At 67.5% G+C, this 13,905-nt stretch carries 13 protein-coding genes; 4 read left to right on the forward strand and 9 right to left on the reverse strand.

Annotated features, from left to right (window positions below; all coding sequences use genetic code 11):
* Nucleotides 1-197: 197 nt before the first annotated feature.
* The 4 genes from PotMrB4_RS06445 to PotMrB4_RS06460 all read right to left on the reverse strand — a co-directional run bounded on the left by PotMrB4_RS06445 (nt 198) and on the right by PotMrB4_RS06460 (nt 5,359).
* On the reverse strand, nt 198-1,292 hold the full coding sequence (locus PotMrB4_RS06445; RefSeq protein ID WP_172432815.1) for a DUF1513 domain-containing protein: 1,095 nt from the start codon (nt 1,290-1,292) through the stop codon (nt 198-200).
* 1 nt (nt 1,293) lies between these two features.
* The gene (locus tag PotMrB4_RS06450) at nt 1,294-2,358 is read right to left on the reverse strand and encodes an imelysin family protein (protein ID WP_172432816.1); all 1,065 of its coding nucleotides are present in this window, start codon (nt 2,356-2,358) and stop codon (nt 1,294-1,296) included.
* A gap of 10 nt (nt 2,359-2,368) precedes the next feature.
* Nucleotides 2,369-3,796, reverse strand: coding sequence for a di-heme oxidoreductase family protein (locus PotMrB4_RS06455; protein WP_172432817.1), 1,428 nt, complete (start codon nt 3,794-3,796; stop codon nt 2,369-2,371).
* Nucleotides 3,797-4,021: 225 nt separating this feature from the next.
* On the reverse strand, nt 4,022-5,359 hold the full coding sequence (locus PotMrB4_RS06460) for an imelysin family protein (RefSeq protein WP_172432818.1): 1,338 nt from the start codon (nt 5,357-5,359) through the stop codon (nt 4,022-4,024).
* Nucleotides 5,360-5,543: 184 nt separating this feature from the next.
* Between PotMrB4_RS06460 and PotMrB4_RS06465 the strand changes: the two genes are divergently transcribed.
* Together PotMrB4_RS06465 and PotMrB4_RS06470 are read left to right on the forward strand one after the other, a co-directional pair.
* On the forward strand, nt 5,544-6,116 hold the full coding sequence (locus PotMrB4_RS06465) for a LemA family protein (RefSeq protein ID WP_044409450.1): 573 nt from the start codon (nt 5,544-5,546) through the stop codon (nt 6,114-6,116).
* Nucleotides 6,116-7,024 carry a GIDE domain-containing protein gene (locus PotMrB4_RS06470; RefSeq protein ID WP_172432819.1) on the forward strand — a complete coding sequence of 303 codons (909 nt, stop codon included), beginning with the start codon at nt 6,116-6,118 and terminating at the stop codon, nt 7,022-7,024. The genes PotMrB4_RS06465 and PotMrB4_RS06470 overlap by 1 nt, the downstream gene beginning before the upstream one ends.
* A 37-nt stretch (nt 7,025-7,061) precedes the next feature.
* On the opposite strand, the gene PotMrB4_RS06475 is transcribed toward PotMrB4_RS06470, so the two are convergent.
* The 4 genes from PotMrB4_RS06475 to PotMrB4_RS06490 form a co-directional block, all read right to left on the reverse strand.
* Nucleotides 7,062-9,128 carry a putative bifunctional diguanylate cyclase/phosphodiesterase gene (locus tag PotMrB4_RS06475; protein ID WP_044409444.1) on the reverse strand — a complete coding sequence of 689 codons (2,067 nt, stop codon included), beginning with the start codon at nt 9,126-9,128 and terminating at the stop codon, nt 7,062-7,064.
* Between the two features lie 337 nt (nt 9,129-9,465).
* On the reverse strand, nt 9,466-10,047 hold the full coding sequence (sodB, locus tag PotMrB4_RS06480; protein WP_044409441.1) for a superoxide dismutase [Fe]: 582 nt from the start codon (nt 10,045-10,047) through the stop codon (nt 9,466-9,468).
* A gap of 193 nt (nt 10,048-10,240) precedes the next feature.
* Nucleotides 10,241-10,843 carry a LysE/ArgO family amino acid transporter gene (locus PotMrB4_RS06485; RefSeq protein ID WP_142011794.1) on the reverse strand — a complete coding sequence of 201 codons (603 nt, stop codon included), beginning with the start codon at nt 10,841-10,843 and terminating at the stop codon, nt 10,241-10,243.
* 3 nt (nt 10,844-10,846) lie between these two features.
* Nucleotides 10,847-11,251 (reverse strand): ACT domain-containing protein, encoded by a 405-nt coding sequence (locus PotMrB4_RS06490; protein WP_172432820.1) that lies wholly within the window; start codon nt 11,249-11,251, stop codon nt 10,847-10,849.
* 100 nt (nt 11,252-11,351) lie between these two features.
* Here PotMrB4_RS06490 and PotMrB4_RS06495 point away from each other — a divergent pair, with 100 nt between their 5' ends.
* The gene (locus PotMrB4_RS06495) at nt 11,352-12,242 is read left to right on the forward strand and encodes a LysR family transcriptional regulator ArgP (RefSeq protein ID WP_394354021.1); all 891 of its coding nucleotides are present in this window, start codon (nt 11,352-11,354) and stop codon (nt 12,240-12,242) included.
* Nucleotides 12,243-12,341: 99 nt separating this feature from the next.
* The gene (locus PotMrB4_RS06500) at nt 12,342-13,334 is read left to right on the forward strand and encodes an NAD-dependent epimerase/dehydratase family protein (RefSeq protein ID WP_172432821.1); all 993 of its coding nucleotides are present in this window, start codon (nt 12,342-12,344) and stop codon (nt 13,332-13,334) included.
* Nucleotide 13,335: 1 nt separating this feature from the next.
* Here PotMrB4_RS06500 and PotMrB4_RS06505 read toward each other — a convergent pair whose 3' ends face one another.
* Entirely contained in the window at nt 13,336-13,596 is a 261-nt protein-coding gene (locus PotMrB4_RS06505; RefSeq protein WP_044409426.1) for a hypothetical protein, read from the reverse strand.
* Nucleotides 13,597-13,905: the final 309 nt, after the last annotated feature.

Below are 13,905 nucleotides of genomic sequence, written 5' to 3' on the forward strand. Positions count from 1 at the left end.
AGGTCGGCCGCCATGACCGAGGCGTTAGCAGGCTGTTGAAAAACTAACTGCGTTGCCGCTGCGGCGTTGAAAACGCCCTCAAAATGCTCATTTACCGTACGTAAACTGCGCTTTTTCGGGCGTTTTCGCCTTGCATCGGCTGCCTCGTCCACGTTTTTCAACGGCCTGTTGAATCATGGCGACGAAATGCTCGGGTTTCACGCCAGGTGCAGGTGGTTGTCCCAGAGCCCGGCGGGCAATTGCAGCGGTGTGGCGGTGGGGGTGGCCTGGCGGCAGTCGTAGAGGCGGCAGCGCCCCTGGCCGGAGGTGACGACGAAGCCGTCCTTCACCGCGCCCACGCCGGCGCAGTCGGGCAGCGGGGCGTCCAGGCGCAGGGCGCCGCTGTCCAGGTCCCAGATGAAGAAGCGATTGCCGCGTGGGGCGGTCAGGGCCACCAGGCGCAGTTCGTCGTGCACCGCCACGCTGGCGGTGTACTGGGCCATGGCCAGGCGCTGTTCGTCCGCCACGGGGAATGCGACGAACGGCTGGCCAGGGCGCTTGATGGCCAGCAGGTCGGCGTGGTCTCCGCCATCGCCCATGTACTGCTGGCCCGCCACCACGGTGCCGTCGGCAGCGACGGCCAGGTGGCGGATGCTGTTCATCTGTTGTGGCAGGGTCTCGCGGCTGATCAAGCTGCCGTCGCGACGCATCAGTACCAGGCTCGGCTCCATGGCATCGAGGTTCATTTCCTTGCGGCTTTCCGCTTCGGTGCGGATACCGCCGTTGGCTACCACGAAGGTCTCGCCATCCGGCATCCAGGACACCTGGTGCGGGCCGAGGCCGTGGGTGGACAGCTCGCCCTGGAAGCTCAGCTGGCGGTTGGCATAGGCGTAGACGCCCAGCACACCGCGGCCGGGGTCGCGGGTGTCGTTGTCGGTGACGTACAGCCATTCGCCGCTCTTGTGGAACACGCCGTGGCCATAGAAGTGCCGGTCCGGCTGCGAGCGCAGGGTCTGCAGCAGGCGGCCGTCCTCCAGGTCGATCAGGTAGCTCTCGGTGCCCGGGCGACGGGCGACGAACAGGGCCACCGCTTCGCTGGGGTGCTGGACGATGTCGTGGCAGCGCTGGGCGACCCGGGTGGCGAACACCTGGGTGCCGTCCAGGCGGTAGCCCACGGCGTAATGGCCGCCGTCGGCATCGTCACGGGCAGAGAGCAGCAGGGGCTCGCGCCCCTTGCGATTGAGCGACCAGCCGCCCAGCGTCACCGCGCCGAGCAGCAGGCTGCCGAGTGCGACCACCTGGCGGCGCAGCATGTCAGTCACCATCGTTGGCGTTGAAGCCCAGTTGTACGTTGAGGACGCGGGCCAGCTCGTTGGAATGCAGGCGGTGCACCACGTCCAGGCTGGCGTAGAAGACGCCCAATTGCTTGAGGCCCTCTTCGCTCTCCAGCAGCTTGCTCAGTGGCGGCTGCAGTGCGTCGAGCTTGCTGCGGGCGTCGGCATAGGCGGCGTCGATCTGCTCGGCCAGTGCCTTCTGGTCGCTGCCCAGCAGGCTGCGCAGGCCCTTGCCATCGACGCCCTTCCACAGTTGCTCGGCGCTGAGCAGGCTGGCACCAAGGCTGGCCAGGGAGGTGTCGCTGCGCCAACCGTCGGCCTGGTAGGGCTGGGGCACGCCCTTGCTCATGCGGCCCATGGGGGTGCCAAGCTTCTTCTTCAGGGTGTCGAGGGCAGTCACCTGCACGCGCAGCAGCTCCGAGATGGCCTCGTGGGAGTCGGCGTAGCGGGTGTTGGGGAACTTGGTCAGCTGTTCCAGCATGCCGTCCTTCTTGTTCCAGCTCGCAAGGATTTCCTCGGCCAGTGTCTTCTGGCGCTGGCCGATGGCTTCCAGCAGCGGGCAGTAGCGGGCTTTCTGCTCGGCATCGGCCAGGTCCAGGCCGCTGTCGAAGAGGATGTATTCGTAGGCGGACAGGCCCTGCACCACCACGCTGGACTTGCCCAGCCCTTCGGCGTCGATCTGCGGCTTGGCGTTGACCAGTTGCTCCACCTGGCGGCCCACCAGGTTCTTCTTGTCCGGCCAGAACTGCACTTGCCAGGCGCGGTTGCCCTCGGCCAGGGGGCCGACCATCAGCGGCTGCAGCTCGGCCCAGGCCTTCTGGGCGACGAGGAAGTCGGCACGGGCCTTGGCCAGGTCCTCCTTGCCGGAGCAGAACGCCAGGGCGCTGGCGGCCAGGGCACGGTCGGCTTCCACCCAGCGGCTGTAGGTGGGCAGGATCACCTGCTTGGCCAGCGCGGACGTGGCCTGGGCTTGCGGGTCCTGGGGCGCGCAGGCGCCGAGTGCAAGGGCGGCGAGGCTGGTGAAGAGCAGTTTGGGGCGGAACATGCAGGGCTCCTTACAAGGAATTCAGGAATGCCAGCAGCGCGGCTCGCTGCCCGGCGTCGTAGCGCATGACGGTCTGTTTCGCCGCCTCGGCCTCGCCACCGTGCCAGAGGATGGCCTCCAGCAGGTTACGGGCGCGCCCATCGTGAAGGAAGCGGGTGTGGCCATTGACCACCTCGGTGAGGCCGATGCCCCACAGCGGCGGTGTGCGCCAGTCGCGGCCGCTGGCCTGGAACTCGGGGCGGCCGTCGGCCAGGCCCTCGCCCATGTCGTGCAGCAGCAGGTCGGTATAGGGCCGGATCAGCTGGTTGGCCAGTTCCGGTTCGGCGGCATCGGCCCGGGTGGTGAAGCTCGGGGTGTGGCAGCCCTGGCAGCCGGCCTGGTGGAACAGGCCCTTGCCGTCCAGCACCTGCGGGTCGTTGACCCCGCGCCGCGAGGGCACGGCGAGGTTGCGACTGTAGAACAGCACCAGGCGCAGGATGTTGTCGCTGACCTCGGGCTCGCCGCCGTTCACGGCATTCAGGCAGTCCACCTGGGCGGGCGTGCAGTCGTCGTGGGGCAGCAGGCTGGTGGTCAGGCCCATGTCGCCGGAGAAGGCGTGGGCGTTCTGCTGGTTCAGGCTGGGCTGGCCGGCCTTCCAGCCGAAGCGGCCGAGCACGGTCTTGCCGGCGGCGTCGTCCCAGACCTGGTTGGGGCGGCCAACGATGCCAGGGCCCTTGGCCTCGGACGGGCCGGCATTGGCCAGGATGGCCTCCTCGGGAATGGCCTCCAGCAGGCCCAGGCCGATCATCGGTGGGGCGACCCGCGCGGAGAACATCGTCTGCGGGTGCATGGGGCCGTAGCCCAGCTGGGTGATCTCCAAGGTCGGCTTCTGCAGCTCCACCACGGTGCCGTCGCCCAGGGTGACGTTGAGCGGCTCGTAGCGCATGCGCACCTTGCCTTCCGGTGCGACGCCGGGGATGGCGACGTCCTGCAACTGTCCGCCGTACACCGGCTCGGGCACCACGCCCAGGCGCTCCAGCATCTGCTGGTGCTCGGCCTTGGCTTCGGCGGGGATGGACAGGCGCACCAGCATCGACACGGCGTTGTCACCGCGAACGCCCGGCGGATGGCCGCGGCCGTCCTTCACGTGGCAGTTCTGGCAGGCGTTGGTGTTGAACAGCGGGCCCAGGCCATCCCTCGCGGTGGTGGAGGAGGGGGCGATCACCCAGGGGTTACGGAAGAAACTGTTGCCGACGTTGAAGTCCAGTCGGCGGCTCGGCGTGAGGTTGCCGGAGGCCTGGGAGAAGGCGTTGCGGTCATGCAGGTTGATGGTCGCGGCACCGCCTGAAAGCTGCTCGCCGGGTTCGGCCTGGGTGAAGCGGGGGGGCTTGTCGCAACCGGCCAGGGCAACGGCCAGCAACAGCGGCGACAGGTGGCGGAGGGCCGACGATACGGGCATTGGCGGGTCCGGCTGGGGAAAACAGGCGGGCAATGTTAGCAGGCGAACGGCTATTAAATAAGAGGGATTTGCGTTCGTGATAGCGGGTCCGGCTGGCCGCTGCGGAGCGGGTTGAACCCAGGCGTGACGTGCCTTCCAGCGAGGCGAGAGGCGGATTTCCGGGCATGAAAAAAGCGGATGCGGCGATGGGCCGCATCCGCTTTGCGGGACGCGTGGACGAGTCGATCAGAACTCGTGGTCGGCGTTGTCCGGCTTCAGGTCGCTGATGCCCAGCTTGCCGGCGGCCTGCTCGATGGCGCCGGTCTGCTTGACCAGGGCGGCGATGGCGTCACGCACCACCTGGTTGCCTTCGGCGTTGTCCGGGGCGATCAGCTGGTCGAAGTGCTCGCCCTTGTTGGCGCGGTCCACCAGGACCTGCAGCTTGGCCTCGGTGGCCTCCAGGTCGGCCTTCAGGGTGGCGTCGGCCTGGGCATCGGCCTTGGCGACCAGGGAGGACAGGCTCGGGCCGGTCAGGGTGGTGCCGTCGACCTTCTTGTACTCGCCCAGGTAGACGTTGCGGATGCCCTTGCCGTTGTAGAAGTGCGAATTGTGGGTGTTGTCGCTGAAGCAGTCGTGTTCGTCTTCAGGGGAGTTGGCTTCCAGGGCGACCTTCATGCGCTCGCCGGCCAGTTCGCCGAGGGACAGGCTGCCCATGCCGAACAGCATCTTGCGCAGGCCGGACTCGGCCGGTTCGGCTTCCAGCTTGGCGCGGTAGTTGTCGGCCACGCCGGCTTTCCACTGGCCGACCATGTACTCCAGGTCGCTCACCAGCAGGTCGGTGACGGCCTTCAGGTAGGTGGCACGGCGATCGCAGTTGCCGCCGGTGCAGTCCTTGCCCTGGGCGTAGTCGGTGGCCGGGCGGTTGCCGGCGCCCGGGCCGGTGCCGTTCAGGTCCTGGCCCCAGAGGAGGAATTCGATGGCGTGGTAGCCGGTGGCGACGTTGGCCTCGGAACCGCCCAGTTCGTTCAGGCTGGCCAGTTTCTCGCCGGTGATTTCGGTGACGTCGATCTTGTCTTCGCCGACCTGGATTTCCTTGTTGGCGATGATGTTGGCGGTGGCGCCCGGGTTGCCCAGGGCGTGCTGGTAGTCCTTGGCGACGTAGTCGATCAGGCCTTCGTCCAGCGGCCAGGCGTTCAGCTGGCCTTCCCAGTCGTCCACCACCGGGTTGCCGAAGCGGAACACCTCGGTCTGCATGTAGGGCACGCGTGCGGCCAGCCAGGCTTCGCGGGCGGCTTTCAGGGTGTCGTCATTCGGGTTGGCGAGGAAGGCGTCCACGGCCTTCTGCAGGGCTACGCCGGTGGTGTGGGCGTCGGTGAACACGGCCAGGGCCAGGTCGGCGTAGTGCTTGACCACTGCCTTGGTCGCTGCCTCGTCCACCTTGGCGGCGGCCGGTGCAGCGGTGCTGCTGGCGGCTGCCGGGGCTGCGGCCTGGGGCGCGGCGGCCTTGTCCTTGTCGTCGCCGCAACCGGCGAGAGTGATGGCGATGGCAAGCAGGCTGGCGGTGGCCAGGGGCATACGACTCATGGCGGATTCCTTCGGTGGTGTTGGGAAGCGCTGCTGCGCGAAAACGGCGAACATAATGCGAAAGATTTGCATTTTTGAAAAGTGGCACTTTGTCTCGCTGTCGCGTTGGGTGTGCCCCGGGTCGCTGTGCCGGAGGGCGGTGGGCGCTAGAATCCGCCGGAACCGAAGACAAGGAGTCGTTCGCATGTCCCTGAGCACCGTTGCCATCCTCGTCGCCCTGCTGCTGGCGGGCGCCTATGCCGTGATCCTCTACAACGCCCTGGTGCGCCTGAAGCACGGTGTGGGCAAGGCCTGGTCGAACATCGAGGTGCTGCTCAAGCAGCGCCACGACGAGCTGCCCAAGCTGGTGGAAACCTGCAAGCAGTACATGCAGCACGAGCGCAGCACCCTGGAGCGTGTGATTGCCGCGCGCAACGCCGTGGCCGGCGCCCGAGAGCGCGGTGACCTGGGCGCCCTGGGCCAGGCCGAGAGCGGGCTGCGGGCCGGCCTCGGGCAGCTGTTCGCGCTGGCGGAGAACTACCCGCAGCTCAAGGCCAACGAGAACTTCCAGTTCCTCCAGCAGCGCATCAGCGGGCTGGAGAACGGCATCGCCGACCGCCGCGAGCTGTACAACGAGGCGGTCAACCTGAACAACGTGCGCATCGAGCAGTTCCCTGATGTGCTGATCGCCCGCATGTTCGGCTTCCGCCCGGCGGAGCTGCTGGTGTTCAGCGAGGCCGAGAAGGCCGATGTGGACATCAAGAGCCTGTTCAACTGATGGATGGTGGTGACGCCGGCGGCCTGGCGATGAGCCTGGCCTTCAGCCTGGGGGCCTTTCTCGGTGGCGGCTGGTGGTGCCTGAAGCGCTTCTACGAGGGGCGCCTGCTGCTGGATACGCCCACTTCGAAGATCCGCTCGGCAGCCCAGGGTTACGTGGAACTCTACGGCGTGCTGCACGAGCCGCAGCATGGCCTGTTGAGCGCGCCGCTCACCGGCAAGCCCTGCGTGTGGTGGCGCTTCCGGATCGAGGAGCGCAGCGGAAGCGGCAAGGACAAGCGCTGGAAAGTGGTGGAAAGCGGCGCCAGTGACCAGTGGCTGGCGCTGGGGGACGGTACCGGCGAGTGCCTGATCGACCCGCGGGGTGCCGAGGTCCGACCCGCCTCCCGCGACGTCTGGCATGGCAGCCAGCGGCACCCGCTACGGGTGGAGTCTACCGGCTTCTTCGGCTCGCTGTTCGGTGGCGGCGACTACCGCTACACCGAGGAGCGCCTGGAACTGGGCGGCCCGCTCTACGCCATCGGCGAATTCGTCACCACCGGCGCGAGCCAGCAGGGTTTCGATGCCAGCCGCGCCGAGGGGGCGGTGATCCGCGAATGGAAAAGTGATTTCGCCGGCCTGCTGAAGCGCTTCGACAGCAACGGCGACGGCCAACTGGACGAGGCGGAGTGGGGGCGGGTGCGTCTGGCGGCGCAGCTGGAGGCGGAGGATCGCCACCGCGCCACCAGTGCGGCACCGGCGGTCAACCGCATGCGTCGCCCGGGGGAGGCGCGGCCTTTCCTGCTGTCCAGCCATGGCGAGGACGTGCTGGCGCGGACCTTCTTCTGGCAGGCGCTGGGCGCTGGGCTGGTGTGCATCGCAGGGGCGGTGGCAACGGTCTATCTGCTGCGCACCACCGGGTGGCTCTAGCGTCTGGCGGCCATCCGCAGGCGGTGCATGTGGCGTATCACAGGGCAGCGGGGTTGGAGGCAGCGGCGCTCAGGCGGCGGGATTGCTTGAGGTAGCCGGTCAGCTCGCGGGCCGGTAGCGGCTTGCTGTAGAGATAGCCCTGACCCTCGTTGCAGCCCTGGGCAATGATGTAGCTCTCCTGCTCGGGGGTTTCGACCCCTTCGGCGATCACCTGCATGCCGAGGCTGCGGGCCAGCTGGATGATGGCGCGGACGATGGTGGCGTCGTCCTCGTCCTCCAGCACGTCCTGGACGAAGCTCTTGTCGATCTTGATCTTGTCCAGCGGCAGGCTCTTCAGGTAGCTCAGCGAGGAATAGCCGGTCCCGAAGTCGTCGATGGCGATCAGTGCGCCGGAGCGCCGCAGGCTGAGCAGGTGCTGGGCGGCGGTGGAGATGTCCTCCATCAGGCCGGTCTCGGTGACTTCCAGCTCCAGGCTGCGCGGCGGCAGGCGGTAGACCTGCAGCAGGTTGTTGACCACGCGCGGCAGCTCGGTGTGGTGCAGCTGCACGGTGGAGAGGTTCACGGCCATGCGCAGTTCGTTGAAGCCCTGGTCGTGCCAGTCCCGCAGCTGGTGGCAGGCCTGGTCCAGCACCCACTCGCCGATGGGGATGATGCTGCCGTTCTGCTCGGCCAGGGGGATGAACAGGTCCGGCGGCACGAAACCGTGTTGCGGATGCTGCCAGCGCAGCAGCGCCTCCACGCCCACCACACGGTGGTCGCGGTAGTCCACCTGGGGTTGGTAGACCAATTGCAGCTCGTTGCGCTTGAGGGCTTCGCGCAGGTCCTTCTCCAGCTCGCGGCGGCGGCGCATCTCGCTGTCCACGCTAGCGATGTAGAACTGGTAGCGGTTGCGCGAGCGGCTCTTGGCCAGGGTCATGGTCTGTTCGGCTTTCTGCAGCAGCTTCTCGGTGCTGTCGCCGTCTTCCGGGAAGAGGGTGATGCCGATGGTGGCGCGCAGGCGGACTTCCTGCTGTTCCAGCGCGAAGGGGGCTTCCAGGTCGTCCAGCACACTCTGGGCCAGCTCGGCGGCCTCGTAGGGCTGCTCGATATCCGCCTGTACCAGGGCGAACTGGTCACCCCCCAGGCGGGCCAGCGCGCCGAGGCGGCCGCTGTGGCCACGCAGGCGATCGGCCAGGGCGATCAGCAACTGGTCGCCGGTCTGGTAGCTGTACTGCTCGTTGACGCCCTTGAAGTCGTCCAGGCCCACGCACAGCACGGCAACCCGGCGCTGCAGGCGGCCGGCGTCCTCGAGGATCTGATCCAGCTGCTGCTGCAGCTGCTGTCGGTTGGGCAGGCCGGTGAGGAAGTCGTACTGGGCCATGCGCAGCAGGCTGTTCTCGGCCTCCCGGCGCAGGTGCGTATTGCGTTCGATGGACGCCAGCAGCTCGTTGGCGGTGTTGATCCACAACCCCAGCTCGTTCTTCTCGTTGCCCTTGAGCATGGGCAGCTTGTGCTCGCTGGGGCGGTCGGGGTTGATGTTGGTCAGGTGCTCGATGATCTTCGACAGCGGCTTGGTCAGCAGCCAGTGGTAGACGGAGTAGAGCACCAGGCCCATGGCCAGGGCGCGCAGCACGCCGGAGACGAAGATGATCACCGAGCTGATGACGAAGTCCTCGCCATAGGGCGCGGTGTCGAGGGTGATGGTCAGGTCGCCGTAGTACTCGCTGTACGGTCCGCGTCCCACCAGCTGGGTGGTGAAGTTCTGTTCCTTGCCGAGGATCGGGTCGGTGAGCCAGCGGGTGGGCAGCTCACTGAGCGGGCGGGTCTTCTCCGCCAGCATGGGTTCGTTGGGGTGGCCGATGCTGGCAAAGCGCACCGACTCGTGCTGGAACAGGCCTTCGATGACCTGCATGCCCATTTCGCGGTCCAGGCTGTAGACGGCCTGGGTCGATGGATCGCGGAACATGCCGAGGATGCGGTGGGCGTCATTGGCCACCGCCTGGCGGGTCTTGTAGACGTCGAACACGATCTGCGCGCAGCTGAGCACCACGCCCACCACCAGTGCGGACAGCAGCACCACGCGGAGCAACTTCAGTGACAAGCTGTTTTTCAGATCCAGCTTCAAGTAGGAATTCCTTGTTCGATGCCGGTAAGTGCCAGGTGCCAGACCGCTTGAGTATTGGCAAACACGGGGTAGCCGTCAAAGGGCCAGTACGCAAAAAGCGGAACCCGGTCCCCGAATGGGACGTTCGCCAGGCCGGTGGATTAAGCGAACACGCCCCTGTGTCGGTGCGGCATCGGCTGACTTGAATGCCAGACGACGAATGGACAGCGCCGCTGAGTTCAACGGGCGACCCGATTGGTTCTGCGGTTTAGGAGGGTAGGAGGGAGGACGACGCGAGCGCCGGCATGAACGAAAAGACCCGGCGCAAGGCCGGGTCCTTTCAGGTGCTGCGGGTGACTCAGGCGGCGAAGTTCTTGGCCACGAAGTCCCAGTTCACCAGGTTCCAGAACGCCTCGACGTACTTCGGACGCAGGTTGCGGTAGTCGATGTAGTAGGCGTGTTCCCAGACGTCGCAGGTCAGCAGCGGGGTGTCGCCGCTGGTCAGCGGGCAGCCGGCGCCGATGGTGCTGGCCAGGGCCAGGGAGCCGTCAGCCTTCTTCACCAGCCAGCCCCAGCCGGAGCCGAAGGTACCGACGGAGGTCTTGGTGAACTCTTCCTTGAACTTGTCGAAGGAACCGAATGCGGCGTTGATGGCGTCAGCCAGGGCGCCGGTGGGCTGGCCACCGCCGTTCGGGCTCAGGCAGTTCCAGTAGAAGGTGTGGTTCCACACCTGAGCGGCGTTGTTGAAGATGCCGCCCGAGGAGGTCTTGACGATCTCTTCCAGGCTCTTGCCTTCGAACTCGGTGCCCGGAACCAGGTTGTTCAGGTTCACGACATAGGTGTTGTGGTGCTTGTCGTGGTGGAATTCCAGGGTCTCGGCGGAAATGTGCGGCTCGAGAGCGTTCTTCTCGTACGGCAGCGGCGGCAATTCGAAAGCCATGTCTGTCTCCTTCATCAGGTCTGGATATGTGCGCAAGGCGCGGGGCCGTTCACGGGCGGCCGGTGAGCGGCTTTGAGTTCGTACTCTTTATGTGCCGCGAGGGCCGGATCATAGCACCCGACCAGAGGCTTAACCACGCAGTATCCGTGTGGAATAGCCCCTCCGCGGCCCGTGCTGCTTGGACCGCCCGGGTTCAGATCCCGTTCACCAATTGTGCCGCCATGGCGAACATCATCAGCGCCACGGTGAAGTCCAGCAGCCGCCAGGTGGCGGGACGGGCCAGCCAGGGGGCGAGCCAGGCAGCGCCCAGCGCCAGGGCGAAGAACCAGATCAGCGAGGCACTGGCCGCGCCCAGGGCGTAGGCACCGGGCACCGGCTGCTGGGCGCCGAGGGAGCCGATCAGCAGCACCGTATCCAGGTAGACATGGGGGTTGAGCAGCGTCACTGCCAGCGCCGCCAGCAGCACCGCCTTGCGCGAGCGTGGCCCGGCGTCGGCCTGCATCGCCAGGGTGCCCGGGCTCAGTGCACGGCGCAGGGCCAGGCTGCCGTACCAGGCGAGGAAGGCCACCCCACCCCAGCGGGCGATGGCCAGCAGCATCGGGTTCTGTGCCAGCACGCTGGCCAGGCCGAACACCCCGGCGCTCACCAGTAGCGCGTCGCACAGCACGCAGAGCGCCGCCACCGGCAGGTGGTGCTCGCGGCGCAGGCTCTGGGCGAGGACGAAGGCATTCTGCGCGCCGATGGCGATGATCAGCCCGGCCGCCACCAGCATGCCGTTGAAGTAGCTCTGCCACATGCCTCAGCCCTCCACCGCGCTGGCGGCCAGCGCCCGCAGGATCGACACCGCGCACTCGGCGCGTTCGCGGGGCACGAACAGGTGGTCGTGGTGGTAGCCCGCCACCACGTTGCAGCTGATGTCGGCCTGGGCCAGCGCTGCCGCCACGGCGGCCGTCAGCCCCACCGCCGCCAGGGAGGAGTGCACCTGCAGGGTGATCCAGGCGGCGACGTAGTCGTAGGGCAGGTCCAGGGCATCGGCCTGTTCACGCGGGAGGATCAGGCTCAACCCTTCGGCCTCGCGGATGCTGGCCACGGGCGTGCAACTGGTCGGGGCGTCAGACGCCAGGGTGCAGAAGACGTAGTCACCGTCGTCGAGACGGGGTTCCAGGCTGCGCAGCAGCACGGACAGGGCGGTTTCTCCGGCCACGGTCGGTTCCTTGAAAGGCGAAAGGGAATGCTGGCGAGTCTGCCGAGGGCGGTTGTATAAGGAAAACGAATCCTGCTGATCTCGCATAAGGAAAATCGATATGTTCGACTACAAGCTCCTGGCTGCCCTCGCCGCCGTGGTGGAGCAGGGTGGTTTCGAGCGGGCCGCCCAGGTGCTGGGGTTGTCCCAGTCGGCGGTGTCCCAGCGGGTCAAGCTGCTGGAAGCGAGGGTCGGGCAGCCCGTGCTTGTACGTGCCGCGCCACCGGCACCGACGGAGATCGGCACCCGCCTGCTCAACCATGTGCAGCAGGTGTGCCTGCTGGAGCGCGACCTCCAGGCCCAGGTGCCGGCGCTGGACGAAGGCGGCCTGCCGGAGCGCCTGCGCATCGCCATCAATGCCGACAGCCTGGCCACCTGGTGGGCCCCGGCGGTGGCGGACTACTGCTCCAGCCACCGGGTTCTGATGGACCTGGTGGTGGAAGACCAGGAGGTCGGCCTCAAGCGCATGCGTGCCGGTGAAGTGGCCGGCTGCATCTGCGCCGCCGAGCGCCCGGTGGCCGGGGCCCGCAGCCTGGCGTTGGGCGCCATGCGCTACCGCGCCCTGGCCAGCCCGGGGTTCGTGGCCCGGCACTTCTCCCGGGGCGTCACGGCGGAGGCGCTGCTGAATGCGCCCTCCATCGTCTATGGCCCCGACGACCAATTGCAGCATCGCTACCTGGCCGCGCTGGGCATCCAGGGCGCCTTTCCCCATCATCTCTGCCCCTCGTCCGAAGGCTTCGTCCGCCTGACCCAGGCGGGCCTCGGCTGGGGGCTGGTGCCCGAGCACCAGGTGGAGGGTGAACGGGCCCGAGGGGAGCTGGTGGAGCTGATTCCCCAACGGCCCATCGACGTGCCGCTCTACTGGCACCACTGGCGCCACGGTGGCGAGCTGCTGGCCAGCCTCACCGACCATCTGGCCCGGGCCGGTGGGCGCTGGCTGGTACGGGACTGACCCAGGTGGCCGGCATCGGGCGCGTGCTGGCTCGCCGCGCCACGACGGCATGCCGGGGCGCTGCTAGAGTGCGCAACACATGACAGGTTGGGGACGGCAATGAAGATTCTGGTGACCGGAGCGAGTGGCTTCATCGGTGGGCGCTTCGCCCGCTTTGCCCTGGAGCAGGGGCTTACAGTTCGGGTCACCGGCCGTCGGCCCGAGGCCGTGGAACACCTGGTGCGGCGGGGCGCGGAGTTCGTCGCCGGTGACCTGGGGGACCCGCAACTGGCCCAGGCCCTGTGCCGGGACGTGGAGGCCGTGGTGCATTGCGCCGGCGCCGTGGGCGTCTGGGGCCGCTACGAAGACTTCCACCGGGCCAACGTCGAGGTCACCGAGAACCTGGTGGAGGCCTGCCTCAAGCAGCGGGTCAAGCGCCTGGTGCACCTGTCCTCGCCGTCGATCTACTTCGATGGGCGCTCCCACGTCGGCATCACCGAGGATCAGGTGCCCAAGCGCTTCTCCGACCACTACGGCGCCACCAAGTACCTGGCCGAGCAGAAGGTCTTCGCCGCCGAGGAATTCGGCCTGGAGGTCGTCGCCTTCCGCCCACGCTTCGTCACCGGGGCCGGTGACACCAGCATCTTCCCGCGGCTGATCGCCATGCAGCGCAAGGGGCGCCTGTCGATCATCGGCAACGGCCTGAACAAGGTCGACTTCACCAGCGTGCACAACCTCAACGACGTGCTGTTCAGCGGCCTGCTGGCCGCCGGGCCGGCGCTGGGCAAGGTCTACAACATCAGCAACGGCGAGCCGGTGCCGCTGTGGGACGTGGTCAACTACGTGCTGCGCCGCCTCGACCTGCCGCCGGTCACCCGGCACGTGCCCTTCGGTGTGGCCTACGCAGCGGCGACCCTCAACGAAACGGTCTGCCGGCTGTTGCCGGGGCGCCCCGAGCCCTCGCTGTTCCGGCTGGGCGTGGCGGTGATGGCGCGGGACTTCAGCCTCGACATCAGCTGCGCCCGGCACTACCTGGAGTACGACCCCCAGGTGAGCCTGTGGACGGCCCTCGACGAGTTCTGCACCTGGTGGAAGGCGCAGCAGGGCGCCTGATTCAGCCGCGCAGCGGGCCGGCGTACTGGGTGTACTTGCGCACCAGCTCTTCCTCGGTCAGCACCTTCGGCACGCGCACGCCGGTCAGTTCGCTGAGGCGCTCGCCCAGGCTGATCACCGCCTCGCGCCGGGATTCGGCACAGGCCTTGAGCATCTGCTGGATGGCATCGGGTTGGCTGAGACGGATGTCCAGGGCCTGTTCCTCGCGAATCTGGCGACGAAGGCTCTGCATGCAATCCAGCACGGCTTTGGTCAGTTCCACGCGTATTCCCCCCAAGGTGTGAAGAGAGCTCCGGCCTGTCGTCCTGCCCGGACGGAGCGCGTCGGACCCGTTCAGCGGTGGGTCCGTCCGGCGCGGCACGGGCCGCGCATGGAGCGCCCCCAGACGCCCCGCAACGACCGAAGCAAGCCGCGTACCAGTTCACAATCCCAGGAACCATGGGGCCTGCAGCCGGTCCATCAGCTTGGATGCGCACCGACGAAGGGCACCCGCACCAGCATGGCGCGGCGCTGATGCCGGCTAAGCGAACCGGTATACTGGCGCCCCTCGGCCTGGGTGCCGACCCCGATT

Origin of the sequence: Metapseudomonas otitidis (assembly GCF_011397855.1) — a bacterium.
GTDB lineage: Bacteria > Pseudomonadota > Gammaproteobacteria > Pseudomonadales > Pseudomonadaceae > Metapseudomonas > Metapseudomonas otitidis.

Bases quoted from the DNA above. Each gene is read 5' to 3' on its own strand.
- PotMrB4_RS06445 (WP_172432815.1), bottom strand. From the start codon at position 1,292: ATGCTGCGCCGCCAGGTGGTCGCACTCGGCAGCCTGCTGCTCGGCGCG.
- PotMrB4_RS06450 (WP_172432816.1), bottom strand. From the start codon at position 2,358: ATGTTCCGCCCCAAACTGCTCTTCACCAGCCTCGCCGCCCTTGCACTC.
- PotMrB4_RS06455 (WP_172432817.1), bottom strand. From the start codon at position 3,796: ATGCCCGTATCGTCGGCCCTCCGCCACCTGTCGCCGCTGTTGCTGGCC.
- PotMrB4_RS06460 (WP_172432818.1), bottom strand. From the start codon at position 5,359: ATGAGTCGTATGCCCCTGGCCACCGCCAGCCTGCTTGCCATCGCCATC.
- PotMrB4_RS06465 (WP_044409450.1), top strand. From the start codon at position 5,544: ATGTCCCTGAGCACCGTTGCCATCCTCGTCGCCCTGCTGCTGGCGGGC.
- PotMrB4_RS06470 (WP_172432819.1), top strand. From the start codon at position 6,116: ATGGATGGTGGTGACGCCGGCGGCCTGGCGATGAGCCTGGCCTTCAGC.
- sodB (WP_044409441.1), bottom strand. From the start codon at position 10,047: ATGGCTTTCGAATTGCCGCCGCTGCCGTACGAGAAGAACGCTCTCGAG.
- PotMrB4_RS06485 (WP_142011794.1), bottom strand. From the start codon at position 10,843: ATGTGGCAGAGCTACTTCAACGGCATGCTGGTGGCGGCCGGGCTGATC.
- PotMrB4_RS06495 (WP_394354021.1), top strand. From the start codon at position 11,352: ATGTTCGACTACAAGCTCCTGGCTGCCCTCGCCGCCGTGGTGGAGCAG.
- PotMrB4_RS06500 (WP_172432821.1), top strand. From the start codon at position 12,342: ATGAAGATTCTGGTGACCGGAGCGAGTGGCTTCATCGGTGGGCGCTTC.